This window comes from Actinomadura sp. 1N219, assembly GCF_044326405.1.
In the GTDB taxonomy this organism is placed as follows: domain Bacteria; phylum Actinomycetota; class Actinomycetes; order Streptosporangiales; family Streptosporangiaceae; genus Spirillospora.
This window is the reverse complement of sequence record NZ_JBIRAY010000003.1, coordinates 388874-413433: the sequence shown is the minus strand read 5'-3', so window position 1 is coordinate 413433 and position 24560 is coordinate 388874. Positions and strand designations below refer to the sequence as shown.

Below are 24560 nucleotides of genomic sequence, written 5' to 3'. Positions count from 1 at the left end.
TGAGTGGCCGGGCCGGTTGATTCAGCGGGCTCACCACCGGTGACCACTTCCGTGCCACTGCGGACATCGTCAGCGGTGATGCCACGTCCGCCTGCCTCCCATGATGGCCGTGGAACGAGGTGAAGCCTCACCGAAGGGCTCGCGCAAACCGTCCAGTCAAACCAGCGAGAACGCACAGAAGGTTCTCGCCGCCTTTATCGATCGACGCAAACCATACATCTGGATGTTAAACGCGTTCGGTTTTGAACGAAGGGTAATTGTGGACGTCCAAGGAATTTCAGCGGTGATATCGGGAGGCGCTTCCGGACTCGGGCTCTCCGCAGCGCGGCGATTGGCTACGCGCGGCGTCTTCGTGGTCCTCCTCGACCTGCCCGCCTCGCGAGGCGAAGATATGGCCCGCGAACTGGGAGCAGCCGCGCGTTTCGTGCCGGGCGATGTCCGTGACGAGGCGGCGGTGGAGGAGGCGGTCGCCGCGGCCGCTGCCGTCGCTCCACTGCGGGTGGCCGTCGCGTGCGCGGGAACGGCCACGGCTCACAAGACCGTCGGTCGCAACGGTCCCGCACCGATCGATGGCTTCGCTGACACGCTGACCATCAACGTGGTCGGGACTTTCAATCTGATTCGGCTCGCTGCGGCGGAGATGGCCAAACTTGACCCGGTCGGCGGCGAACGCGGCGTCGTTGTCGCGACAGCCTCGATCGCCGCCTACGACGGGCAGCGCGGACAGGCCGCCTATGCCGCGGCGAAGGGCGGCATCGTCGCGATGACGCTGCCCGTTGCTCGCGACCTCGCGCCTTTGAAGATCCGGATGATGACCGTGGCGCCGGGCATTTTCGACACTCCCATCCTCGACGGGCTCACGCCGGCACAAGTGGCCACGCTGCGCGAGCAGGTCCCCCATCCCGCACGGCTTGGTGCGGCCGACGAGTTCGCCGCGCTCGTAGAACACATCGTGGACAACCCGATGCTCAACGGGGAGACGATTCGTATCGACGCTGCAGTACGGCTGGGAACGAAATGAGCCTGCGTGCAGAATCCGCGGCAATACCCTGATCACCATACGCATCACCGATGGTCAGATCGTCGCCGGCACAACAAAGACGCTCACCAATTCCGGCGGTCAGCGGCCCTCCATTGCTCTTTACGACGGACACGTGCGCCCTCGACAAGCCCAGACCACCGGCCCCGAAGGCCGCCTGGTCTCCGACACCTTCTACGACGACCGCGGTCAGGTCGACAAGGCCTACGCCACCTATTCGGTTGCGGCGCCCCCGAGCTCGCATTGTTCAACGTCAACTCCCCGGGGATGTCGAGTCTCAGAACCATTTCTCCTATGACGGACTCGGTCGCCGCACACAGGAACGCCTGGTCGCCGGTGCCTACACCCACGCCCAGACCTACAACCTGGACGGCACACCCCACCAGGACGTGCTACCCGCAGCGGGCGGGCTGCCCCAGGAAACCCTCACCCGCACCTACGACGACTACCAGCGCCCCATCCGGTTGATCAGCGGGCAGGCCACCTATGTGGGATCGACCGAGTACACCCCCACCGGCGAACCCGAACTGGTCGAACTGGGCTCTGGCGACAAACGGACCTGGAACACCCTCACCTATCAACACGGCACCCAGCGCCTTTCCATCTCCAGCACCCGCCGCGAGAACGTCGTCGGCAACGACCGCAACGCCACCTACACCTATGACGACGCGGGCAACATCCTGGGCTGGTGAGCGCACGCGGGACGGTGGCTACCGTGTCTATATGTTGGCCGGGTTGGTGATGTGCGGGATCTGCATGCGGCGGATGGACGCGCACCAGGTCAACGGGCGCGCCGGGTATAGGTGCCGTCACGGTCACGCCAGCGCCTAGCTCCGCAAGCCGGATCAGCCGAGGAATCTCTACGTGCGTGAGGACCGGCTGTCAGCCGTCCTCCCTGGGCTTCTCGCCAGCCTCGACAAGAGCTTGGAGGGCGATGGGCCGGGTGAGATCGCGCTCTTCCGCGCCAACGACCTGAAGATTTTTGTGAATGCTCAGGCTGGACTATCGGTGACGAAACGGAACTGGTGCCCTTGCGTTTTACTCACCCCGCTTCATGGGGTAATTCTCTGCCCGAGGACTAACCCAGTGAACCCACGCCGGATCGTCGCCGCTGGCGTGCTGGGTGGGTCTCGGTATCGACCTTATGGATACGTAGTGTCGGCTCTACGTAGTCGTGTAGGTGCGGATTTCTGCGGCGACCTTGTTGGGGGAGTCGAGTGTGGGGAAGTGGGTCGGGCCGTTCAGGGGGCGGTAGTCGAACCAGGGGTGTTCGGTTCGGAAGTCGATGTGTGCTTGTTCGTAGGAGCGGGTGGTCGGCTGGGAGAACAGGTGCTTGATCGGGCGGTGCTCGCTCAGCCGGGCCATCCGTTGGAGGGGGGAGCCGAACTCGGCGTAGGCGCCGGCGATCACGCGGCAGGAGCGGGCCCACATCTCGAAGCCGAAGCCGGACATCTCCTCGTCGAGGTGGCGCTGGACGCGTTCGTGGTGGTGTCCGTTGAGCCACACGTCGTACAGGGCCTGGCGGGCCTCCGTCCAGCGGTCGGGGTCCTGGACGGCGGCGAGCCCGGCGGCGAAGTCGGGTGACGGCGGCGTCATCAGCCAGTCGACGACGATGAGGCGGGGCACGCGTGCGGTGCCGGTCCGTTCGGCGATCTCCAGGTTGGCCCAGCCGCCGTGCGAGTGCGAGACGGGCAGGAACCGGTCCACGCGCAGCGCGTCGAGGACGGCGAGGGTGTCGGCGGCCTGTTCGGCGTAGCCGAAGTCGCCGACGGGGGAGCGGTCCTCGCCGTGGCCGCGCCAGTCCACGCACAGGACGCGCAGGTCCTCGAGGTAGGGGACGAGCTGGTCGAACAGCCGGTGGTCGTGGCACCAGCCGCTCAGCAGGACGACGGCCGGCGCGTCCGACGGGCCCCGGTCCTGGTAGGTGATCGGGTGGCCCGCGACGTCGATGGTCTTGAGGTCGGTCATGTCTTCCTTTCAGCGGGACGTTCCGGCGAAGCGTCCCGCGCCGGTCGGGACGGTCAGGGCCGCGCGCATGCGGGACGCGCCGAGGCGCGGAAGGAGGCGGCTCCCCCTGAGCAGGGACGAGCGGGCGGCGTCGGGCAGGTTGTTCAGGTGGCCGAGGCGGTAGGACCAGCGCTGGGTGTGCTCGATCGTCGGGCGCTCGGCGTACTCCCAGTCGCGTAGCCGCTGGTCGACGGGCGCGGACGGGTCGCCGAGCGCGTCGGCCAGGCCGAGGGCGCTCATCATCGCGCAGCCGCCGCCCTGGCCGAGGTAGGGCGGCTGGGCGTGCGCCGCGTCGCCGAGGAACGCGAGCCTGCCCATCGACCAGCGGGTGAGCGTGAGGAACTGGAAGGTGTCCCAGCGTCCGGCGACGCCGGCGCAGGCGCCGAGAAGCGCCTCCAGGTGGGGGAAGGACCGGATCCAGGACGCGGTGTCGATCGGGATCCGGCTGGCGGGGCGGTCGTCCTCGTCGGCGACCAGCGCGACGTAGAGGTTGGTCTCGCTGCTGGGGGTGTAGAGGACGCGGCGGCGGCCGCTGAAGTACTCGATGTAGTTGCCCTGGTCGGCCGCGGGCACGAACTCCGCGGAGCGGGGGACGGTCAGCCGGGTCGCGCCCTGCTTGATGGCGGCGCGGCGGGCGACGACGTCGTACTGGCGGCGGATGCGGGAGTTGACCCCGTCGGCGGCGAGGACGGCGTCCGCGCGTGCCGTCTCGCCGGACCGCAGCAGGACGCGGCCGTCGGGGGTCGCCTCGACGGCCTCGGAGCCGGTGCGGATCTCCACGCCGGCCCTGCGCGCCCCGCCGATCAGCGTGTCGATCAGGTGGTCCCGCATGATGGTGAGGACGCGAGCTTGCCCGGGTCCGTTGATCGGCAGCTCTTCGACGGTGCGGTCGCGGTGGTCGCGGGTTTCGAGCGCGGTGCCGACATGGGCGCCGGCCGCGGCCTCCTCGTACATGCCGAGCGCCTCCAGGGTGGCCAGGCCGTTGCCCCAGACGTAGATCCCGGCGCCGATCGCGCGGATCTCGGACTCGCGCTCGTGCAGCCGCACCGACCAGCCGCGCTGGGCCAGCGCGGTGGCGGCGGTGAGCCCGGCGAGGCCCGCTCCGATCACTTCCGCGGTCCTGGTCGGTGGCACGGTTCGGTTCCCTTCCGGTCGATGGGAGGCGGACGGCGGTCAGGCCGGGAGGCCGTCGGCGTAGGCGTCGCTGAAGTTGCGGCTGGCCATGCGCTCGGCGGCGCCGAACCATCCGGCGATCTCCTCGGCGCCGTGCTTCGGCAGCCGCGCGTGGCCCTCGTGGATCCGGTCGAGCGCCGCGTTCGCCCGCGCGCGGACGGCCGCCAGGTCCTGCCCGACGAGCGTGCCGCCGCGCTTGCGGACGACGCCGTCCACCATGACCGTGTCGACGTCCGCTGCCGTGGACTGCAGGACGACCGTGCCGGCCATGTGGCTCGGGCGCACCAGGTCCATCCGGGGCCTGACGATGATCACGTCGGCCTTCTTGCCGGGGGTCAGCGAACCGACGCGGTCCTGGAGCCCGAGGGTGTGCGCGCCGTTGACGGTCGCCCATTCGAGCGCGTGGCGGGTGGTGAGGTCGATCGTCCAGGGCATGGTGCCGGTGGCGTGCACCTTGGCGTTGTCGAGCATGCGCTGCATCTGGAGGCCGAGGCGCATCTGCGAGAACAGGTCGCCGGATCCGACGCACACGATGTCGGTGGACACGCCGGGACGCAGGCCGTGGTCCATCGCGGCGCGGAAGGGCGGGAAGCCCATGCCCATCTGCATCTCGGTCTCGGGCGCGATGGTGACCCGCTGGTCGTGCCGGGCCATCAGCCGCCATTCCTGCTCGTCCAGCGCGGGGCAGTGGATGTGCACGTGCCCGGGGATCAGCAGGCCGTGGTCGGCGAGCTCGCGCAGCCCCTTCAGCAGAATGGACGTCGTCGCCGCCGCGGTGTGCGAGGCGCGCAGCACGCCGAGCTCGCGGGCCAGCCGGATCTCCGCCGCGATCTCGCCGAACGGGAGGATGCCGAAGTCGGTGAGCAGCATCCCCATCGTGACGAGCGCGTCGTCGGCGGAGAGCCGCTCGCGGCGCAGGCGGGACGCGTCCTTGAGCCGGTCGTCGTGCGAGGCGAACGCGCGCGGGAACTCGTACGCCTGCATCCCGTAGTTGTAGACGGCGCGGATCCCGGCGGCCTGCAGCGCGTCCACGTTCGCGTCGGCGTGCTCGGGGGTGTTGACGCAGTCGTTGCAGTCCATGATCGTCGTGACGCCGGCGTCGAGCGCCTCCAGCGCGCCGACCGTGGACGCCGCGCCGAGGTCCGCGGCCTCCAGGAAGGAGCCGGTGCCGTAGAAGGTGCCGGCGAGGAACTCCGGCAGCGATTCGTCGGCGGACACGGCCCGCATCAGCGCCATCCAGGTGTGCCGGTGGCTGTCGATCATGCCGGGGAGCACGATCCCGCCGGCCGCGTCGACGGTCTCGGCGTCGGCGCCCTGGAACTCCGCCGCGTCCCGCGCGACCGCCGCGATCAGGTCGTCCTCGATCAGGACGGCGCCGCCCGGCAGGTCGCCGAGGGCCGGATCCATCGTGATGACATGGCCGCCGGTGATCACGATACGTGAGACGCTCATGAGCTGACCTCCGGAAACGTGGGCGCTTGTGTGTCCATATCTTGAGCACACCGGAGCGGTCGATTCCCAATGCCGGTTACGGACGGTGCTATATCCGGACCGTCATAGCGCTAGGTCACCCGGTGTGACGGTGATCACAAACTCCCCGGTCGGCCGGGTGCCGGCGGCGATCAGGGCGAGCGCCTCAACGAACTCCACGACAAGCTGGCCGAGTCCACGGTGGCGCCGGTGTTCGCCTCGTTCTCCACGATCATGAATGTGGCTGTACGGGCGCGGAAGATCCCGGCTAGCCCATGCCAGGGCATTCGCGTCACTACCGGGCGGGGTCGAGCATCAGGTCGCCTCACCGGTCCAGGTGCTGCGGGCGGCGCTGCGGCTCTACGGAAGCTTCGGCTATCGCGGGTTAGTGCTGGCCCTGCTGGACGCCTACAGCGGGGCCCGCTGGTCGGAGCGTACGAACCCTTGCTGGAGCAGGCTGAGCACCCCTACGTGATCGTGGGGGACAAGGGCGGGCAGCTGCGCCGCAGCCACTTCGCCCGCCGGTTCTGGCGGCCGGCATGGGACGGTGATCCCGACAACTCCGACCCGGACCGACGTCGGCCACCGGTGCTGCGGGGCTTCACCTTCCACGAGGTACGACATACCCAGCGGACCTGGCTGGCCGAGGACGGCATCCCCGATGTCGCCCGCGCCGCCCGGCTCGGGCACAAACTGCCCGGGATGGCCGACGTCTACGAGCACGTGACGCCCGTGATGAAAGAGCAGGTCTTTCGGACCCTGCAGAAGCGCTGGGAGACCTCACCGCTGGCCCTGCGAGCCGTGCCAGCGGTCGAGGGTAAGATCATCGCCCAAAAGGCCTGAGGCCTCGCTCGTCAACGACACAAACAAGGCCCCTGACTTGCGCAGGAGTGTGGTGGGCGATACTGGGATTGAACCAGTGGCCTCTACCGTGTCAAGGTAGCGCTCTCCCACTGAGCTAATCGCCCTTGCGAGGTGGAGACGGGATTTGAACCCGTGTAGACGGCTTTGCAGGCCGTTGCCTCGCCTCTCGGCCACTCCACCAGAGCGAGGCCTGTTCGGGGGCCTCTCAGAGCGGACGACGGGATTCGAACCCGCGACCCTCACCTTGGCAAGGTGATGCTCTACCAGCTGAGCCACGTCCGCGAGCGGGCCGGTGGGCGACCCGCAGGCACAACTCTAGCGGAATCCCGGCGTTGTTGCGTACTGGGACTCGGCGAGGTCGGCGTGCAGCGAGTTCCAGAACGCGAGCTCGCCGTCCTCCTCGAGATGGGCGATGCGGCCCCAGAATTCGCGGTCCTCGGCCTCGTGCGCGGCGGCGAGGGAGAGGGCCGGCATGACGGCGGTGCCGGCGTCGGCGGAGTCGAGGTCGGCCGGGGTGAGGTCGGCGGGCAGGGCGACGGGGACGGACGGGCGGTGGTGCTTGCCGCGCTTGCGGACGCGGATCGGCGCCGCGCTCGGGGCCTTCGCGGCGGCGGCGCGCCCGGCGGTGACGGCGAGGGTGCCGCAGAGGATGAAGGCGAGGATGCCGCCGAGGACGACCTCCTGGGAGGGGAGCTGCTGCGGGGAGGTGTGCTCCCGTTCGAGGGCGTTGGTCGAGGTGGCGGGCGAGCCGACCTTGTCGACGGTGGGGGCGGGGGCGGCGTGCTTGGGGGCGTACTTGGCCGCGACCTTGATCTTGGCGGGGTAGCCGAAGCCGACGACGTGGTCCATGTCGCGGGTCTTGCGCATGAGCTTGTAGCCGTCGGCGTTGCCCTCGATGGTGTGCAGGGTGCGCCCGTCGACCTTCTCGACGATGCCGACGTGGTCGATCTGGTCGAGGTCGCGGGAGCCGCTCCAGTCGTAGAAGACGATGGCGCCCGGTTCGGGCTCGCGGCCCCAGGCGTCGTTCTTCTTGAACCATTTGGCGTGGTCGGACGTGGCGGCGAACTGCCCGGTCTGCTCAGTGACCCCGGCCTTGTCGGCGGCCCAGGCGAGGAACATGTCGCACCAGGGGGCGGTGGAGAAGTACTCGTCGTGGTCGCCGTCGACGTTCTTGCGGTACCACTCGCCGAACTTGGTGTAGCCGTCGCCCTTCTCGGTGTAGCCGAGCTCCTTCGTGGCGATGTCGAGCAGCTTCTTGCCGATGGGGTCCATGTCGCTCCCTGCCGACGCGCTCGTTCGGGCAGGGTGCCGCCCGACCGGGGTAGGGAACGTGCCGCGTTCCAAGGTCACGTTCCGGTCTCGACGGAATGTAGCGAAGGTAAAGCACGGGCGGCAACCTGTTCCGGGGAACCGGCCAGAAGGGACCAGTCAGAAGTAGCCACGCGGGAGGACGGTGACCGGGCAGGGCGCCGCACGCAGGACCTTGAGCGCCACCTCGCCGACGAAGACGCGGTGCGCGGCGGCGTCCTCGCTGGACGCGCAGATGAGGAGCTCGCCGTCCTGCCAGTCGACGTCGTCCAGGGCGTCGGCGACGTCGTCGCCCTCGGCCAGCTCGGCGGACACCTCTTCGGGCGGCAGGTCGGCGGAGCCGACGGCGAGGCGGATGGCGAGGGCCAGGTCGTCGCGGAGCCGGTCGGGCCCGCCGTTCCCGACGTCGCCGACGGCCAGGGTGACCAGGCGGAGCGGGACCTCCAGGCTCTCGGCGGCCTGGGCGGCGCGGATGACGGCGTCGTCGCACTGGGGACGCCGGACGTACATGACCGTGAGGCGGGCGAGCTCGTCCGGCGGGCTGTGGCCGGACGGGGCGAGCATGACGGCCTCGGTGGCCGAGTGCAGCAGGTGGTCGGCGGCGGCGCCGACGCCGATGCGGCCGCGGGCGCCGCCCTCGGGGGAGCCGACGACGATGAGGTCCGCGCCGATCCGGCTGGCGAGCACGGTAAGGCCGCGGCCGACGCTGCGTCCCGCCTGGACGTGCAGGTCGGCGGGCTGGTCGTCCAGCAGGTCCGCGGCCTGGTCCAGCAGCGTGCGGGCCTCGCCGGCGGCGGCGGGCAGGTCCGGCGGGTGGACGGTCGCCACGCTCAGCCGCCCGCCGGTCAGCGCGACCATCGCGCACGCCAGGTCGAGGGCCTCCCTGCCGCCGGCGTCGTTGACGTATCCGGCGAGGACGTGGTCCCCGATCATGCGACCCGAGCTCCGATCATGCGATCAAGCATTCCCCGCAGGGCGCCGGTCAGACCAGGGGCAATTTGAGGTAGTTTTTCCTGGTTGTCAATCTTTGGGGGGATGTGACATGGGGCCCGAGGCGTCGGACCTCGAACCAGGCCGCTGGACGATCGACCCGGTCCACTCCGAGATCACCTTCACGATCCGGCACCTGATGACCACCGTCCGCGGCACGTTTCCCGACTTCGGCGGCGAGGTGGTGATCGCGGACGATCCGCTCGACTCCACCGCCCGCGCCGAGATCCGGATGTCCTCGATCGACACCCGCAGCGCGGAGCGCGACGAGCACATCCGCTCGTCCGACTTCCTCGAGGTGGCCAAGCACCCGGTCATGGCGTTCGCCGCGACCGGCGTGACGCGGGCGGCGATCGGCCGCCGGGCCCGCACGCCCCGCTACCACCTGGACGGCGACCTGACGATCAAGGACGTGACGCGTCCGGTCCGGCTGCTGACCGAGTTCCACGGCGCCGGGCCCGACCCGTGGGGCGGCACCCGCGCCGGCTTCACCGCGACCGGGACCCTCAGCCGCCGCGACTTCGGCATCGAGTTCAACATCCCCTTCCAGGGCGACAAGGTCATGCTCGGCGACGAGATCGCCATCGCGCTGGAGATCCAGGCCGTCCTGGCCTCGGAGGACGCCCGCGTCTAGGCGGGACGGGCCTGGAATACGGGCCTGGGTCGCGTGGTTCCGGTAGAATGATTGAACGTTCTACTATTGGGAGGCCGGCATGCAGTTCGGGGTCTTCACCGTCGGGGACGTCACGCCCGACCCGACCACCGGGCGCGTCCCGTCCGAGGCCGAGCGGATCAAGGCCATGGTCGCGATCGCCGACAAGGCCGAGGAGGTAGGCCTGGACGTGTTCGCGACCGGCGAGCACCACAACCCGCCGTTCGTGCCGTCCTCCCCGACGACGATGCTCGGCTACGTCGCCGCCCGCACCGAGCGCCTCATCCTGTCCACGGCGACCACGCTGATCACCACCAACGACCCGGTGAAGATCGCCGAGGACTTCGCCATGCTCCAGCATCTGGCGGACGGCCGGGTCGACCTGATGATGGGACGCGGCAACACCGCCCCCGTCTACCCGTGGTTCGGCAAGGACATCCGCGACGGCATCGACCTCGCCATCGAGAACTACCACCTGCTGCACCGCCTCTGGCGCGAGGACGTCGTCGACTGGGAGGGCAAGCACCGCACGCCGCTGCAGTCCTTCACCGCGACCCCGCGCCCGCTGGACGGCGTGCCGCCGTTCGTCTGGCACGGCTCGATCCGCAGCCCGGAGATCGCCGAGCAGGCCGCCTACTACGGCGACGGCTTCTTCGCCAACCACATCTTCTGGCCGAAGGAGCACTTCCAACGGCTGATCGGCCTCTACCGGCGGCGCTACGAGCACTACGGCCACGGGTCCGCCGACCAGGCGATCGTCGGGCTCGGCGGGCAGGTGTTCATGCGGAAGAACTCCCAGGACGCCGTCCGCGAGTTCAGGCCCTACTTCGACAACGCCCCGGTGTACGGGCACGGCCCGTCGCTGGAGGAGTTCACCGCCGAGACGCCGCTGACCGTGGGCAGCCCGCAGCAGGTCATCGACAAGACCCTGACGTTCCGCGACAGCTTCGGCGACTACCAGCGGCAGCTGTTCCTGATGGACCACGCGGGGCTGCCGCTGAAGACCGTCCTGGAGCAGATCGACATGCTGGGGGAAGAGGTCGTCCCGGTGCTGCGCAGGGAGTTCGAGGCGCTGCGTCCGGCTCACGTCCCCGCGACCGCCCCGACCCACGCTTCCCGCATCACGGAGGAGGCCCGATGACCGCGCTCGCCGTCATTTCCGCCGGGCTGGGGCAGCCGTCGTCCACCCGGCTCCTGGCCGACCGGCTGGCCGCGGCGACGTCCACGGCCCTGGGCGGGGACGCCGCGGGCGGCGGGGACGTCGCCGTCGAGACGATCGAGCTGCGCGACTACGCGCACGCCATGGTCGACGCGACCCTCACCGGCTTCCCGTCCGGGACGTTCCGGGCCGCCGTCGAGACGGTCGCGAACGCGGACGGCCTCATCGCTGTGACGCCCGTCTACAGCACGTCCTACAGCGGGCTGTTCAAGACGTTCTTCGACGTCCTGGAGCGCGACGCCCTGGACGGCACGCCGGTGCTGCTCGGCGCGACCGGCGGCACCGAACGGCACTCCCTGGCCATCGACTACGCGATGCGGCCGCTGTTCGCCTATCTGCGCGCCGCCGTCGTCCCGACCGCCGTGTACGCGGCGTCCGAGGACTGGGGCGGGGCCGACCGCCTCGCCGACCGCGTCACCCGCGCGGCCGGCGAGCTGGCCGCGCTGATGAGCGCCCGTCCCGCGCCCGCGAAGGCCGATCCCTACGATGATCCCGTCCCGTTCGAGGACCTCCTGTCCGGCCGACCATGATTAAGGCTTGGCTTATATAAGTGAAGGCTGTAACTTGTGGCCGTGCACGCGTTCGATGTGCTGGGTGACCCGGTCAGGCGCCGGATCCTGGAGCTGCTCGCGGACGGCGAGCGGTCGTCCGGGGAGGTGTCGGCGGTCATCCGGGAGGAGTTCGGGATCTCGCAGCCCGCGGTGTCGCAGCATCTGAAGGTGCTGCGGGACGGCGGGTTCGCGGTGGTGCGGGCGGAGGGGACGCGGCGGCTCTACGCCGTCGACTCCGGTCCGCTGCGGGAGATCGACGCCTGGCTCGACCGGTTCCGCCGGTACTGGACGCCGCATCTGGACGCCCTGGCGACGGAGATCGCGCGCGGCAAGCGCGCCCGCCGCCTGGATCGGAGCGACTCAGGGAGCGAATCATGATCGATGTGACGGGCGAGATCAACGCCGTGCGGCGCCGGGTCGGCGAGCGGGTGATGGAGGCCGGGACCGCGCGGACGGTGACGATCAGCCGGGCCTACGACACCGACGTCGAGGACCTGTGGGAGGCGGTGACCACCGCCGACCGCATCTCCCGCTGGTTCCTGCCCTGCTCCGGCGAGCTGCGGCTCGGCGGCCGGTTCGACCTGGAGGGCAACGCCAGCGGGACGATCGAGCGCTGCGACCCGCCCAAGAACTTCTTCGCGACGTGGGAGTTCGGCGGCCAGGTCAGCTGGATCGACGTGCGGCTGACGCCCGAGGACGGCGGCCGGGCCCGCCTGGAGCTGGAGCACATCGCGCACGTCGACGACCACTGGGAGCAGTACGGCCCCGGCGCGGTCGGCATCGGCTGGGAGCAGGGGCTCCTCGGCCTCACGCTGCACCTGGAGTCAGACGCGGACGTCCGGTCGGACATGGGCCCCGAGTGGGCCATGTCGGACGAGGGCAAGGAGTTCACGCGGCTGAGCGGCGAGGGCTGGTTCATGGCCCACGTCGAATCGGGGGACGACGAGGCGGCCGCCCGGAGCGCCGCCGACAACACGATCGCGGCCTACACCGGAAGCGTGGAATGATCTCCGGTTCGTGACGCTGCTCCGTGGCCTGGACGACATCGACTGGACCGCGCTCCGGCACGCCTACGGCCCGGCGGGCGACGTCCCCGGCTTGCTGCGCGGCATCGCCGAAGGACCCGATCCCGGCGGCGACCTGGACGATCTCGACGTCAAGATCTTCCACCAGGGCGGGTTCGTCTGCTCCGCCGCCACGGCCGCGCTGCCCTACCTGACCGCGATGGCCGGATCGCCGGCCATCGCGGTGCGGCCCGGCGTGCTGGAGCTGATCGGACGCCTCGTCCACGAGGCGAACACGGTGCGGGGCGTCGACGGCGGGTGGCCGGACGCGTGGGCCGCCGCCCTCCCGCGCGTCCTCGCGCTGCTCGATGATCTGGACGTCGCGGTGCGGCGGGAGCTGACGAGCGCGCTGTCCGGCGCGACCGGTGACGCCGACGTGATCGTCCCCGCGCTGCGCGCACGGTGGCCGTCCGAGGACGACGGCGCGGTGCGGATCGGCATCGTCCTCGCGACCGGCGAGCTGGCGAAGGGCTGCACCGCCGACGTCCTGCCGGAGGCCCTCGGCTGGCTCCGGGATTTGCGCGACGCCGACAGCACGCAGGTCGGGCAGGTCGGACTGGCTGCGCAGATCGCGCTGGCGGAGGCGGTCGGCGCGCAGCGTCCCGATCTCGGCGCGATCGTCGACGCCGTCCGCGGCGACGTCGCGGTGTGGCGGGACGTCCCGTGGGTCGGGGACACGCGCGCCGACCTGGCCGAGTTCTACGGCGGCGTCGCGGCCCGGCTGCTCGGCTGGATCGCGTTCCGGCTCGCGGCGTCCAGCCCCGGAGTCAGTGCTGAGGACACCGACCCCGCTGCTCCGGCGGCGGCCGCCGCCGCGCGCGCCGACCTGGCCGCCGCGTTCCTCGGCGCGCCGGACGCCGACCGGCGGATCGGGGCCGTCATGATCGTCGCCGATGTCGTCAGCGACTGGCGCTCGCCCGCGCGGCGGCTCCTGCCCGACCTGGCCAGGGCGTCCGCCGACGCGGCGCCGGCCGTGCGCGCCTACGCGACCCACCTGCTCGCGGCGCTCGACGAAGACGAGGACGACGCAGGCCCGCCCGGCGCCCGCCCGGACCTGCTCGCCGCCCGCCTGGACGACGACGCCCGCCTGTTCCGCCACGGCGACGACTGGGTCGCCGACCTCGCCGCATGGGGCCTGGCCCGGCGGCGGGATCCGCGCTGCCTGCCGCGCCTCGTCGAGCGCCTCGGCGGCGAGCCGCCCGCCTTCGACATGGCGTCCGGCTCGTCCGCTCCGTTCAGCCCGGTTTCCCCGCCGATGCGTCACGTGCTGGCGCCGCTCGGCGGGCACGCCGACGTCCTGCTCCCGGCGATCCGCGCGCGGCTCGGCGAGCCCGCCCTCGCCCGCGGCCTCGCCGGGGTCCTGGAGGAGTGGGGCCCGGCGGCGGCGCCCGCAGTCCCGGACCTCGTCCCGCTCCTGCGGACGGACGCGGCCGTCCACGCCGCGAAGGCGCTCGCCGCCATCGGCCCGGCCGCCGCCGACGCCGCCTCCGCCCTCGCCGCGCCGTTCGAGCCGGAGAACGACTGGGTCGCCGGGCAGGGGAAGGTCGTCCGGCCGTGGGCCTTCTGGAAGGTGACCGGCGACCCGGGTCCGCTGCTCGCCGCGGTGGAGGACTACTTCGAGCGCGCCGGCTCCGGGGACGGCGGCGCCCCCGCCGCGCTCGACCATGTCGCCGACCTCGGGCCGCTCGCGGCCGTCCACGCCGCACGGCTGCGGGCGCTCCTCGACGTCCGCGCGGACTGGACGAGGGTCATGGCCGCCCACGCCTACCAGCGGGTCACGGGCGACACCCGCAGGGCGGCGGACGTGCTGTCGCGGGAGGTCCACGAGCTGGCCCGCGGCCGGTACCTGCCGGTCCGGTGGGCCGCGATGCGGTACCTCGCGGAGCTGGGGCCGGGGACGCCGGGCGTCCAGAGTGCGGCGGAGACGCTGCTCGACTCCGACCGGCGCCACCACTGGGGCGGCGGCTGGCGCGCGTTCACCGAGGACCGCGAGCTGCGCGCCCTCGCGTCCCGCCTCCTCACCGATCCGCGCGATCCCGCCACGAATCATGCTGAATAGCCCCACGACGGGCGGCCGGCACGGCATGATCACCCGATGGCTGACGAACGGGATGAGCCGCAGGACCGCGAACCCCCGTCCTGGCGGCTCCGACGATGGGCGGCGCCGATCGCCCTGGCCGCGTCGGTCGCGGCCTCCATCGGCGCGGTGCAGCTGCTGACCGACGACGTCCCGGCCGGCGCGTGGCTCGGCGGCCGTGAGCCGCGCTTCGTCCTCAGCGTGGGAAGCGTCCAGAGGGCCGCGCCGCAGGACGCGCCCGCGCCGTGGATCAGGGTGGAGGCGTTCCGGCGGGACGGACGGTACCGGCCGGTGGACTCGGTCCGGCCGCCGTCGCCGTCCGCCGGCGAGGCGCGGGAGATCATCGGAGGTCCCGGCGGGACGTTCGTGGTCGCCTCCACCCGGGACGAGCCGTGCGAATCGCGGCTCTACCGCCTCGCGCTCACCGGCGGCGGCCGCGCGAAGGGGATCGCGCCGCTGACGAACGACGTCGTCCCGGCCCGCGTCGGCGGGCTGGCGATGAGCCCGGACGGCGACAAGCTCGCCTACACCACGGCCCCCTGCGCGGACGGCCAGAGGGCCGCCGCGCCGTCGGGCGCCGCCGTGACCGTCCTCGACGTCGAGTCCGGGCGCCGCCGCACGTGGAGCACGCCCGGCCGGACGCTCGTCAGCCAGATCGTCTGGGCGGAGGACGACCGGACGCTCGGCTACGTCCTCAGCGACGTCCGGCCGGACGCCACGCCCGGGATCGACGTCGGGAGCGGCAGGCCGGGGGAGCCGCCCGCACGCGACATCGGGAACGCCGCCGTGCACGCGCTCGACACCGAGGCGCAGGGCGCCGACCTGCGCGCGGGCCGCGTCCTGTTCCGGCGGCCCGACGCCTCCACCGTCGTCACCAACGCCGTGATGGACCTGGACGGCCATACCGGCTACGGCATGATGCAGAAGGGCGTCCCGGCGACCACCATCCTCTTCACCTTCGCCGAAGGCGAGCCGCCGCGCGTCACCAAGACGATCGCCCCCAAGCCGGGCGTCGCGCAGTCGATTGGCCTGGTCGCCGTGAACGACCCGCCCCGGTACGCCTGCCTGAGCGGCGTCGACCCGTTCGGCAGGGCCATCGGCGGAGACCTCTCGGATTCCGCCGCCGACATCCCGCTGTGCGGAACCGCGTACGCCTACTAAGGGACGCCGGGCCGCCCTGCCGAAATCCGCGCCGGGTTCGGGTTTGGCAGGGAGGGACAAAAGCAGGTTCCCATCCGGCACTGCGTGCAATGGCGCACGTTGGCACTGTTTCCTACGCTGCGGCCAGAACCACGTGGGTGAAGGGCGGGGGAGTCAGCTTTCGCAACCCTCTAGGAGCCCTCCGTGACCATCAAGCGAGTCGTGTTGTCCGCCCTGCTCGTCGTCTGCGCGGGCGGGACCACCGTCGCCGCCACATCGCCGTCGTCCGCGTCGCCCGACGCCGGGACGGCCGGTGCCGCGCTGGCCATCACGAGCACCGCCTTCACCAATGGCGGGCGGATCCCGGTCGTCCACGAGTGCACCAGCAGCGGCGACAACGACCCCCGCAAGAAGAACGAGTCACCGCCGCTGGCGTGGACGGGCGGTCCGGCCGAGACGCAGAGTTACGCGATCATCATGCGGGACGTCGACAACCGCAACCTGCTGCACTGGATCATCTACGACATCCCGGCGACGGTGGCGGAGCTGCCGCAGAACGTCGAGCACGTCTACCAGCCTTCGGTCCCCGCCGGGTCGAGGCAGATCTACTACCGCGGAAGCGCGAGCCTGTTCGGATACCAGGGCCCGTGCTCGCCCTCGTCGGTGAACGCCTACACGTTCACGGTCTACGCCCTCAACCGGGCGAAGCTGACGGAGCTCAACGAGAACTCGACGATCCAGACCGCCGCCAACAGCATCACCCAGGCGTCGCTGGGCTCGGCCGTGATCTCCGGAGAGTCGTAGACCCGGACGGCGGCGGGCGTCAGACGCGCCAGGAGCGGACGAGCTCGTCCAGCGCGGCCTGGTCGTAGAGGATGCCCTGCGACATCAGCTCCTGCGCGACCAGCTCGCCGTCGCCGTGGTGCTTGGCCAGCAGCCGGTACACCGCGTACGGGAACCAGTGGTTGTCGCTGATCCGCTGGATGTCGGCCTCGCCGCAGACGTGGCCCTGGGCCCTGACCTCGGCGAGGGTCGCGGCGACGTCGCCGTGCCGCCGTTCGAGGACGTCGATGACGAGGGCCCGCAGGGTCTCCGGGTCGGCGACCGGCGGTGCGGCGGCCGGGGCGGCGGGCTCCTCGGCGGCGGCGCCGTAGCCGCTGCGGCCGTTGACGCTCCCGCGCGCGGCGGCGCTGACGACGGCCAGTTCGGGCTCGGGATCCGGAACGGGCGCGGGTGCGGGCGCAGGCGCGCCCGCGGGCGCTTCGGCGGGCGGCCGGGCGGCTGCGGGCTGGGCGGCCGGGCTCGGGGCGGGCTCGTCCGTGGACTCCGCGTCCTTGGACGTTCCGTCCGCCGCCTGCCGGGTCGCGGTGGCGGACGCCGACGAGCCCGACTCGATCGCTCGCCCGGAATGGCCGGGGACCTGGATGCGCGGGAACGGGCCGGTGTTCCGCATCGGCATCAGCGTGATCTGGTTCAGCGTGACGGGCCCGGCGATGGCGCGCGCCTGCGCCTCGGGCGGCTTGGGCTTCTCGTTCTCCGCCTCGACCTCGCGCGACACGTACCGGTGCAGCGTCCGCAGCAGGACGAACAGGCCGAGCATCGACACGATCGGCGGGACGGCGGCCGTCGCCTGGTAGGAGAACGACTGCTGGCCGACGTGGCCGACGTTGAAGATGAGGCTCGCCGTCCAGCCCGCGATGGCGATGGTCAGCGGCAGGGAGAAGTCGAGCCAGCTCATCAGGTGCCGGCGGCGCAGCACGAACGCGTCGATGGCCAGCAGGAAGAGGCCGAGTTCGCCGACGATGATGAAGAGGTCGACCAGCAGCGGGAACGACTCGGCCTTCCAGCCGCGCAGGCCGTGCTCCATCGCCCAGTGGTAGAGGCCCGCGTAGGACTGGGCGAAGCCGCCCGCGGTCGCGGTCAGGACCGCGGCCGCCATGAAGGCGATGGCCCCCCACCGCGTGATGACCTGTGCCTTGTTGGCAGCGCTCATGCCGCGTGTGCTCCCAGTTTTCCTTACACAACGGAAAGTGATCGGTGGGAGACTATCCATTTCTTTCGCGCTTCGCGGCGGTTTTGGATCACTTCCAGGTTTCATCCGGGCCGGACGGGCCGGATTCTCGTCCGGTTCTCGTCCGGTTCTCGTCCGGGCATGCGGAAGTCCCCGCCGGGGCGCGCCGGTGCCCGGGCGGGGACTGGATTCCGCGGGAGCGACGGAACCGTGCCTCAGTACGCGGTCAGACGCGGATGACGAAGTCGAGGGTGCCGGTCATTCCGGTCGGGCCCTGGCTCATCGTCATCAGGAGGCGTGGGTCGAAGATCGTGTCGGTGTTGTTCCGCGGCTCGTTCGGGAAGTACATCTGCGTCGTCAGGATCCGCGCGTTCGGCGCCTGGACCTTGACGTGGATGTGCTTGGTACGCCCCGGGTAGAGGCCGGGCACGATCGTCGTCAGGGTGTACCGCCCGTCGGCGCCCGAGAACAGGTGGCCGCGCAGGACGTAGCCGCGGTTGTCGTACACGCCGGCGGCGTCGCACTGCCAGAAGTCGAGCAGCGCGCGGTTCACCGGCTTGCAGTCCTGGGAGTAGACGATCCCTGTCACGGTGAGCAGGGTCCCCTGCTTGCCGGCTCTGATGTCCGACCGCTCAGGCGAGCCGGGGGTGAAGTACGGGCCCTCCGTCTGCGCGGGAGTGGGCTCGTCGTCGCCGTCGGTGCACTTCGGTGTCAGCGGCAGCCGCCGGGGCTGCGTGCCGGCCTCCGCGGTCGCCGAGGTCACAGCCGTCACGGCCGTGGGCACGGCGAGCGCGCCGATGCCCGCGGCGACGATGAAGTTCTTCCGGCTGATGCCGGATTCCAGCTGTTCCTTCTCGTCCTCTGGCATGGGGGGTTTCCTCTCGAGGTCTTTCCGGACTTTTCGGGATCTTCCGATGTCCGGCTGGCGGGGCTCCCAGGAGTCGTCGCGACATGTATAGGCCGGTCACGAGGGGTTGGTCTTGGGTTTCCCTGCCCGACATTTGGCGTCGAGTGACAAAGCCCGCCGCGAGCGTCGTGCCGACTCGCTCATTGACCTTCCCGACACCTCGTAGAAACCTGGCGGGTGGCGTCCGAGACCCCCCGCCCGCCCACCTCGGAGGAGCGTCATGTCAACGCTCGCTGACACCTCGGATCATGCTGCCCGCGATCAGGCCGAGTACTGGCGTCACCTGATCACGTCAGCCTTCGGTCCTTTTCATATTCACCCGCGTCTGACCAGCGGGTTCTCCGCCCGGCTGGTCGGCCGCACGCTCGGCCCGGTGGAGGCCGGCGACGTGTACGCTCCCGCCCACGCGGTACGCCGCAGCGCCCGCCAGATCGCCCGCGACACCAGGGAGTGCTACAAGCTCGGCCTCGTCCTGCGCGGCTCCTGCGTGCTGCGCCAGAACGGCCGGCACGCCCGCGTCGGCGTCGGCGACGTGGTGTTCTACGACCTCACCCGCCCGGTCGAGATCTCGTTCGACGAGCACCACATCTTCACGGTCGTGATCCCGCACCGGGCCGTCCCGCTGCCGCCCGAGCGCCTGGCGTCCTTCGGCGGCACCCTGCTCGCCGAGCGCACCCGCCACGGGCGCCTGGTCTCCTCGCTGCTCGGCGCGCTCGCCGAGGACGGCGTCGGGGACGGCGCCGCGACCGACGAGCCCTACGCCCACCACCTCGGCGGCGCGATCGTCGAGCTGGTCACCGGCGCGGCCAGCGAATGGCTGGGCGCGCCGCCGTCCCCGTCACCGGAGGGAGCCGAGATGCTGCGCGCGATCAAGGAATGGATCGAAGGACGGCTGCACGACCCCGCGCTGTGCCCGGCGACGATCGCCGAGGCGCACCACATCTCCGTCCGGCAGCTGTACCGGGTGTTCCAGCCCGCGGGGACGACCGTCGCCCGCTACGTCCGCACCCGCCGCCTGGAGCACTGCCGGCGCGAGCTCAGCGACCCGTTCCTCGGGACGCAGCGGATCGGCGCGATCGCCAACCGCTGGGGCCTGCCCGACGCGGCGGCGTTCAGCCGCGCCTTCCGCGCCGCGTACGGCGTGACCCCGACCGCGTACCGCGCCGCCACCACCGGCATCCTGCGGGACGGCTGACGCCACCGGTGACCCGCCGGCCCCGGATCGGTTTGCATCGTTCGGGCGATCCGGGGAACGTGGGGTCTGCGCGGATACGGGCCGGCGCGAAGACTGTCACATTCTGCCGACGGCGCCGCGGCCGCGATACGGGCCCGCCGCCGCACGCGCGGGCCCGGTTCCCGTCGGAACGCACGGCAAGTTGGGAGGGACTGCATGTCGCTGACCATGCGGCCGGGGCCGCTCGCGGGCTCGCCCGGAGACGAGGTCAACTTCACGATCGACGGCCCCAAGCACAAGTTGTTCATGCACGATTTCCCCCGCCGCGTCCGCGCGCGGTTCGCGGGGGAGACCGTCCTGGACACCGAGCGCGGCAAGCTCCTGCACGAGACGGCGCTGCTGCCCGTGCTGTACGTCCCGGAGGACGACGTCCGCACCGGCCTCCTGGAGAAGACCGCGCACACGACGCACTGCCCGTTCAAGGGCGACGCCGCGTACTGGACGATCCGCGCCGGCGGCCGGACGGCGGAGAACGCCGTGTGGGCGTATCCGGAGCCGAAGCCGGAGGCGGCGTGGCTGCACGGGCTCATGGCGTTCTACTGGGACCCGATGGACGCCTGGTACGACGAGGACGAGAAGGTCCGCGGCCATCTGCGCGACCCGTTCCACCGCGTGGACGTCCGCGACACGTCCCGGCATGTCCGGGTCCTGCGGGACGGCGAGGTCGTCGCCGAGACCGAGCGGCCGAAGCTGCTGTCGGAGACGGGCCTGCCGAACCGGTTCTACATCCCGGCCGCGGACGTCCGGCGCGACCTGCTGCGGGAGAGCGCGAAGCGGACCTACTGCCCGTACAAGGGGGAGGCGACGTACTGGTCGCTGGACGGCGCGGACGACGCCGCCTGGTCCTACGAGGACCCGCTGGAGGACGCGGGCAGGATCAGGGGCCATCTGTCCTTCGACCACGAGGCGCTGACGATCGAGACCGGGCCGCCGCCCGGCACGTGACGCGCGGGCGGCGCCCTCGTCGGGTTTACTGTTTCTGGTAGGCCACAGGCAAGGGAGGCGGCTGGTGGCACCGTACGCGGCGCCCGCCCCGCGCCCGGGGTTCTGGGCCGCGCTCGATCCGGCGCAGCGGTCCGCGCTGCGCGCCGCGGGGCGGCCCCGGCAGTACCCGGTGAAGGCGCCCCTGGTGTACCAGGGGGACGAGTCCGACCACGTGATCGTCATCGAGCGGGGCTGGGCGAAGGTGACCTCGGCGACCGAGGACGGCCACGACGTGGTGCTGGCCGTCCGGGGGCCGGGCGACCTGCTCGCCGAGAGCGCGGTGCTCGGCGGCCGGACCCGGTCGGCGACGGTGACGGCGCTGTCGCCCGTCCGCGCGCTGGTGGTCCCGGCGGCCCGCTTCACCGGCTTCCTGGACGTCCACCCGGACGTGTGGATGCTCGTCACCGGCACCTTCGTCCAGCGGCTCGACGACTCCGACCGGCGGCTGACCGCCCACATGAGCAGGGGCGGCGCGCAGCGGCTCGCGGCGCTGCTGACCGACCTGGCGGAGCTGTCGGCGCACCACGTCCCGCCCGCGCCGGACGGCTCGATCGAGATCGGGCCGCCGCTGTCGCAGGAGGAGCTGGGGAGCTGGATGGACGCGTCCAGGGAGACGGTCGCGCGCGCCCTCAACGGCCTGCGCCGCGAGGGCCTCATCCGGACCGGCTGGCGCAGGATCACCGTCGTCGACCTGCCGGGCCTGCGCGAGTTCGCCAAGGAATCCGACTGAGCGCACGAAACTTGCCACTGGAAAGATAGACTTTCCGGCATGACGGACCAGCCGAGCCACCACGCGAGCGACCACGCCGGTTACCACCATGGGAACCTGCGCAGGGCCGTCCTGGACGCCGCCGTCGAGGCGATCGCCGAGCAGGGCGCGGCCGCGTGGAGCCTCCGCCAGCTCGCCCGCCGCGCCGGAGTCTCGCACGCCGCGCCCGCCCACCACTTCGGCGACAAGGCGGGCCTGCTCACCGCCGTCGCCGCCGAGGGCTACACCCGGTTCGCGGACGCGCTCGAAGCCGCCGGCGACGACCTGCACGACGTGGGCCTCGCCTACGTCCGCTTCGCCGTCGAGCACCGGGCGTACTTCGAGGTGATGTTCACGCCGGCGCTCTACCGCGCCGACGACCCGGACGTCGCCGCCGCCCGCGACCGCGCCGACCGGGTCCTCGCCGCGGGCGTCCGCGGCCTCGCGGCGGGCGACCGCCCCGAGGACGAGCGGACGGCCGGGCTCGCCGCCTGGTCGATCGTGCACGGCTTCGCGCACCTCTGGCTGAGCGGCGCGCTGTCCGGCGTCGGCGACGACCCCGTGGCGGCGGCCCGTCCCGTCATCCGCGTCCTCTTCGAGCGCTGACCGGCCTGACCGGCCTGTCCTGCCTGACCGGCCTCACCGGCGCGAAACGGACTCCGACTCTCCCTCGGTGATCGCGTGGCCGTTGCCGTCCTCGTCCGGATGCCGCTCCGGGACGGCCACCAGATCGGCCCGGAACCGGCGGTTCAGCGCCGCGCGCACCCGCTTCACACTGCTGCGGGCGCGCGGGCTCTCCACGCCCTCGATCGGCGGCGGCACGTCCAGCGGGACCGCCACGGCCGGACGCGGGTCGGTGATCGCGGCGATCGCCTCGTCCGTCATCGGCCGCTCGACCTCGCTGAACTTCCCGTCCGGCGACATGCGGATGACGCCGGTCTCCAGCCCGTGCGCGGCGACGCCGAGGTCGCGGCGCTGCAGCCCGACGCAGATCCGGTAGGCGACGATGTAGCCGATGATCGGCCCGAGGATGATCGCGAAGCGGAAGAACCACGTCGTCGCGAACAGCGAGATGTGGAACCGCTCGGCGAGGACGTCGTTGCCGCCCGCCAGCCAGAGCATCCCGAAGAACACCACGCCCGCGACGCCGATGCCCGTGCGCGCCGGGACGTCGCGCGGACGGTCGAGCAGATGGTGGATCTCGTGGTCGCCCGTCACCCAGCGTTCCAGGAACGGGTAGACGGCGAGGCCGGTGAACAGCAGCCCCGGCACCACCAGCGCCGGGACGACCACGCTCATCGTGACCGTGTGGCCCCACGCGTTGATCTCCCAGCCCGGCATGGTCCGCAGCGCGCCCTCCAGCCAGCCCATGTACCAGTCCGGCTGCGACCCGGAGCTGATCGCGCCCGGGTCGTACGGGCCGAACAGCCAGACCGGGTTGATCTGGAAGAACGCCGCCAGCAGGGCCGTCACGCCGATCACCCACAGGAAGAACGCGGTGGTCTTGGCGATGAACACCGGGAAGAACGGGTACCCGCGGACGGTCGTGTTCGAGCTCCCCTTGCCGGGGAACTGCGTGTGCGTCTGCCGCCACGTCAGCACGATCGCGTGCAGCGGGATCAGCGCGGCGAGGATGCCCGGGATCAGCAGCACGTGGACGATGTACAGCCGCGGGATGATGTCGGTCCCCGGATACTCGCCGCCGAACACGAACATCACCGCGTAGGTGCCGACCAGCGGGATGGCCGCGAGCACGCCCTCCAGGATCCGCAGTCCGGTGCCCGACAGCAGGTCGTCCGGCAGCGAGTAGCCGAACAGCCCGTTCAGCATCACCAGGATGAACATGAGGATGCCGATCAGCCAGTTCAGCTCGCGCGGCTTGCGGAACGCGCCGGTGAAGAAGTTCCGCAGCATGTGGATGAGGATCGCCGCCATGAAGATCAGCGTCGACCAGTGGTGCATCTGCCGGACGAGCAGCCCGCCCCGCACGTCGAAGCTGATCTCGAGCGTGGACGCGTACGCCTCGCTCATCTTCACGCCCTGCAGCTTCGTGTAGGAGCCGTTGTAGATGACCTCGTGCATGCTCGGCTTGAAGAACAGCGTGAGGTACACCCCGGTCAGCAGGATGACCACGAACGAGTACATCGCGATCTCGCCGAGCAGGAAGGTCCACTGGTCCGGGAACGCCTTGCGCATGGCCTTGCGGACGAAGCCGTTCGTGCCGAACCGCTCGTCGACGGCCCGCGCGGATCCGTCCACGAGCTTCGATGGTGCCCGCCCGCCCGGCCGCGCGCCGGGCCGGCCGCCGGCCGCCGGATTCTCCGCCATCGTCAACGTCCTCTCGTCGCCGTCGGACACATGCGCCTCTGCGCATAAGACCGGCTAGGGCAGGAGAATGTGACATCCCGCGATGTGGACCGCGTCACACCGCCTGTCCGGGCCGGCGTGGGCTCGGCCGGCGGGCTCAGCCGGCGTGCACGGCCGGTCGGTGCCGCCGCCGGTAGCGGGGCCGCCAGCGCGCCCGGTAGACGACCCGGATCGGCGGCGGCAGCAGCCGCAGCACCGCGCGGCGGGTGGGGTCGGGCGCGCCGTCCAGCAGCCACGGCAGGAACACGCCGAGCCCGCGCAGGCCCAGCTCGCCGCGGAACTCGACGTCGAACGTGCCCCACTCGAACGCGGTGAGCGTGTCCGGGATCAGCGGGAGGACGTTCGACTCCTTGAACTCCAGGAGCGTGTCCACGGCGGCGTGGAGGTCCCGCGCGTACCGGGCGAACATCGCGCGGTCTCGGTGCTCCAGCGCCGCGTCCACTCCGTCCATCATCGGGACGACGCGCAGCGCGCGCAGTGCCATCGCGTCCAGGACGACTCCCAGCCGCCTTCCGCCGCCGCTCGGCTCAGGGTCCGGTTCCTTGGCGTACATGACCGTCCACAGGGTGCGCTTCTCCGCGATGTCCTGGACGTGCCAGTGGAACTTGAACAGGGCCCAGCCGTTCCTGACCGCCGCATCGGCGAGCGGGCCGTCCGCGCCCGCCGCGGCCTCCAGCCGGGCCGTGTGGCGGCGGAAGGCGTCGTACGCGGCGTACAGCATCGTCAGGTCGAACCGCCGTGGCTCGGTGCCCATG

The 24560-nt window shown here is 71.4% G+C and carries 24 protein-coding genes and 3 tRNA genes; 15 read left to right on the top strand and 12 right to left on the bottom strand.

Annotated features, from left to right (window positions below):
• The first annotated feature begins 100 nt into the window (after window positions 1-100).
• The gene (locus ACH35V_RS14115; RefSeq protein ID WP_395972535.1) at window positions 101-1021 is read left to right on the top strand and encodes an SDR family NAD(P)-dependent oxidoreductase; all 921 of its coding nucleotides are present in this window, start codon (window positions 101-103) and stop codon (window positions 1019-1021) included.
• Between the two features lie 407 nt (window positions 1022-1428).
• Window positions 1429-1731 carry a hypothetical protein gene (locus tag ACH35V_RS14110; protein ID WP_395972533.1) on the top strand — a complete coding sequence of 101 codons (303 nt, stop codon included), beginning with the start codon at window positions 1429-1431 and terminating at the stop codon, window positions 1729-1731.
• Window positions 1732-2203: 472 nt separating this feature from the next.
• Here the strand turns inward: ACH35V_RS14110 and ACH35V_RS14105 are convergent, their stop codons facing one another.
• Genes ACH35V_RS14105 through ACH35V_RS14095 form a run of 3 tightly spaced genes read right to left on the bottom strand, consistent with a single transcriptional unit; the run spans window position 2204 to window position 5671 of the window.
• A complete protein-coding gene (locus ACH35V_RS14105) occupies window positions 2204-3007 on the bottom strand; it encodes an alpha/beta fold hydrolase (protein WP_395972532.1) in 804 nt (267 codons plus the stop codon).
• A gap of 9 nt (window positions 3008-3016) precedes the next feature.
• Window positions 3017-4180, bottom strand: a complete 1164-nt coding sequence (locus ACH35V_RS14100; protein ID WP_395972530.1) for an FAD-dependent oxidoreductase — start codon at window positions 4178-4180, stop codon at window positions 3017-3019.
• A 39-nt stretch (window positions 4181-4219) separates the two neighbouring features.
• Complete coding sequence (locus ACH35V_RS14095; RefSeq protein ID WP_395972529.1) at window positions 4220-5671, bottom strand: amidohydrolase family protein; 1452 nt, start codon at window positions 5669-5671, stop codon at window positions 4220-4222.
• 462 nt (window positions 5672-6133) lie between these two features.
• Between ACH35V_RS14095 and ACH35V_RS14090 the strand changes: the two genes are divergently transcribed.
• On the top strand, window positions 6134-6532 hold the full coding sequence (locus ACH35V_RS14090) for a tyrosine-type recombinase/integrase (RefSeq protein WP_395972528.1): 399 nt from the start codon (window positions 6134-6136) through the stop codon (window positions 6530-6532).
• A gap of 50 nt (window positions 6533-6582) precedes the next feature.
• Here ACH35V_RS14090 and ACH35V_RS14085 read toward each other — a convergent pair.
• From ACH35V_RS14085 to ACH35V_RS14065, 5 genes are all read right to left on the bottom strand, one after another.
• A tRNA-Val gene (locus ACH35V_RS14085) sits at window positions 6583-6657 on the bottom strand.
• Between the two features lie 5 nt (window positions 6658-6662).
• Window positions 6663-6733, bottom strand: a tRNA-Cys gene (locus ACH35V_RS14080).
• A gap of 29 nt (window positions 6734-6762) precedes the next feature.
• Window positions 6763-6835: transfer RNA gene (locus ACH35V_RS14075), tRNA-Gly, on the bottom strand.
• A 33-nt stretch (window positions 6836-6868) separates the two neighbouring features.
• The gene (locus ACH35V_RS14070; protein WP_395972527.1) at window positions 6869-7825 is read right to left on the bottom strand and encodes a CHAP domain-containing protein; all 957 of its coding nucleotides are present in this window, start codon (window positions 7823-7825) and stop codon (window positions 6869-6871) included.
• A gap of 156 nt (window positions 7826-7981) precedes the next feature.
• The gene (locus tag ACH35V_RS14065; protein ID WP_395972525.1) at window positions 7982-8794 is read right to left on the bottom strand and encodes a universal stress protein; all 813 of its coding nucleotides are present in this window, start codon (window positions 8792-8794) and stop codon (window positions 7982-7984) included.
• 109 nt (window positions 8795-8903) lie between these two features.
• On the opposite strand from ACH35V_RS14065, the gene ACH35V_RS14060 reads away from it, so the two are divergent.
• The 8 genes from ACH35V_RS14060 (at window position 8904) to ACH35V_RS14025 (ending at window position 16358) form a co-directional block, all read left to right on the top strand.
• The gene (locus ACH35V_RS14060; protein ID WP_395972523.1) at window positions 8904-9485 is read left to right on the top strand and encodes a YceI family protein; all 582 of its coding nucleotides are present in this window, start codon (window positions 8904-8906) and stop codon (window positions 9483-9485) included.
• A gap of 79 nt (window positions 9486-9564) precedes the next feature.
• Window positions 9565-10644: an LLM class flavin-dependent oxidoreductase gene (locus ACH35V_RS14055; protein ID WP_395972521.1), complete on the top strand. Its 1080-nt coding sequence runs from the start codon at window positions 9565-9567 to the stop codon at window positions 10642-10644.
• A complete protein-coding gene (locus ACH35V_RS14050) occupies window positions 10641-11252 on the top strand; it encodes an FMN reductase (protein ID WP_395972520.1) in 612 nt (203 codons plus the stop codon). The genes ACH35V_RS14055 and ACH35V_RS14050 overlap by 4 nt, the downstream gene beginning before the upstream one ends.
• Before the next feature lie 42 nt (window positions 11253-11294).
• A complete protein-coding gene (locus tag ACH35V_RS14045) occupies window positions 11295-11651 on the top strand; it encodes an ArsR/SmtB family transcription factor (RefSeq protein ID WP_395972519.1) in 357 nt (118 codons plus the stop codon).
• Window positions 11648-12280, top strand: a complete 633-nt coding sequence (locus tag ACH35V_RS14040) for an SRPBCC family protein (protein ID WP_395972518.1) — start codon at window positions 11648-11650, stop codon at window positions 12278-12280. The genes ACH35V_RS14045 and ACH35V_RS14040 overlap by 4 nt, the downstream gene beginning before the upstream one ends.
• A 10-nt stretch (window positions 12281-12290) precedes the next feature.
• Window positions 12291-14396 (top strand): hypothetical protein, encoded by a 2106-nt coding sequence (locus ACH35V_RS14035; RefSeq protein WP_395972517.1) that lies wholly within the window; start codon window positions 12291-12293, stop codon window positions 14394-14396.
• 36 nt (window positions 14397-14432) lie between these two features.
• The gene (locus ACH35V_RS14030) at window positions 14433-15575 is read left to right on the top strand and encodes a hypothetical protein (protein ID WP_395972516.1); all 1143 of its coding nucleotides are present in this window, start codon (window positions 14433-14435) and stop codon (window positions 15573-15575) included.
• A gap of 183 nt (window positions 15576-15758) precedes the next feature.
• The gene (locus ACH35V_RS14025) at window positions 15759-16358 is read left to right on the top strand and encodes a YbhB/YbcL family Raf kinase inhibitor-like protein (protein WP_395972515.1); all 600 of its coding nucleotides are present in this window, start codon (window positions 15759-15761) and stop codon (window positions 16356-16358) included.
• Window positions 16359-16377: 19 nt separating this feature from the next.
• Here ACH35V_RS14025 and ACH35V_RS14020 read toward each other — a convergent pair whose 3' ends face one another.
• Both ACH35V_RS14020 and ACH35V_RS14015 read right to left on the bottom strand, forming a co-directional pair.
• The gene (locus ACH35V_RS14020) at window positions 16378-17547 is read right to left on the bottom strand and encodes a DUF2637 domain-containing protein (protein ID WP_395972514.1); all 1170 of its coding nucleotides are present in this window, start codon (window positions 17545-17547) and stop codon (window positions 16378-16380) included.
• 244 nt (window positions 17548-17791) lie between these two features.
• Window positions 17792-18433: a dioxygenase gene (locus ACH35V_RS14015; RefSeq protein WP_395972513.1), complete on the bottom strand. Its 642-nt coding sequence runs from the start codon at window positions 18431-18433 to the stop codon at window positions 17792-17794.
• A 259-nt stretch (window positions 18434-18692) separates the two neighbouring features.
• Between ACH35V_RS14015 and ACH35V_RS14010 the strand changes: the two genes are divergently transcribed.
• From ACH35V_RS14010 to ACH35V_RS13995, 4 genes are all read left to right on the top strand, one after another.
• Window positions 18693-19667 carry a helix-turn-helix domain-containing protein gene (locus ACH35V_RS14010; protein ID WP_395972511.1) on the top strand — a complete coding sequence of 325 codons (975 nt, stop codon included), beginning with the start codon at window positions 18693-18695 and terminating at the stop codon, window positions 19665-19667.
• Between the two features lie 195 nt (window positions 19668-19862).
• Window positions 19863-20651, top strand: a complete 789-nt coding sequence (locus ACH35V_RS14005; RefSeq protein WP_395972510.1) for a DUF427 domain-containing protein — start codon at window positions 19863-19865, stop codon at window positions 20649-20651.
• Between the two features lie 64 nt (window positions 20652-20715).
• Window positions 20716-21420 (top strand): Crp/Fnr family transcriptional regulator, encoded by a 705-nt coding sequence (locus tag ACH35V_RS14000; RefSeq protein ID WP_395972508.1) that lies wholly within the window; start codon window positions 20716-20718, stop codon window positions 21418-21420.
• Window positions 21421-21459: 39 nt separating this feature from the next.
• Complete coding sequence (locus ACH35V_RS13995) at window positions 21460-22044, top strand: TetR/AcrR family transcriptional regulator (protein ID WP_395972507.1); 585 nt, start codon at window positions 21460-21462, stop codon at window positions 22042-22044.
• Between the two features lie 33 nt (window positions 22045-22077).
• Here ACH35V_RS13995 and ACH35V_RS13990 read toward each other — a convergent pair whose 3' ends face one another.
• Window positions 22078-23766: a cytochrome bc complex cytochrome b subunit gene (locus ACH35V_RS13990; RefSeq protein WP_395972505.1), complete on the bottom strand. Its 1689-nt coding sequence runs from the start codon at window positions 23764-23766 to the stop codon at window positions 22078-22080.
• Window positions 23767-23902: 136 nt separating this feature from the next.
• Entirely contained in the window at window positions 23903-24559 is a 657-nt protein-coding gene (locus ACH35V_RS13985) for a hypothetical protein (protein ID WP_395972504.1), read from the bottom strand.
• Window position 24560 lies beyond the last annotated feature (1 nt).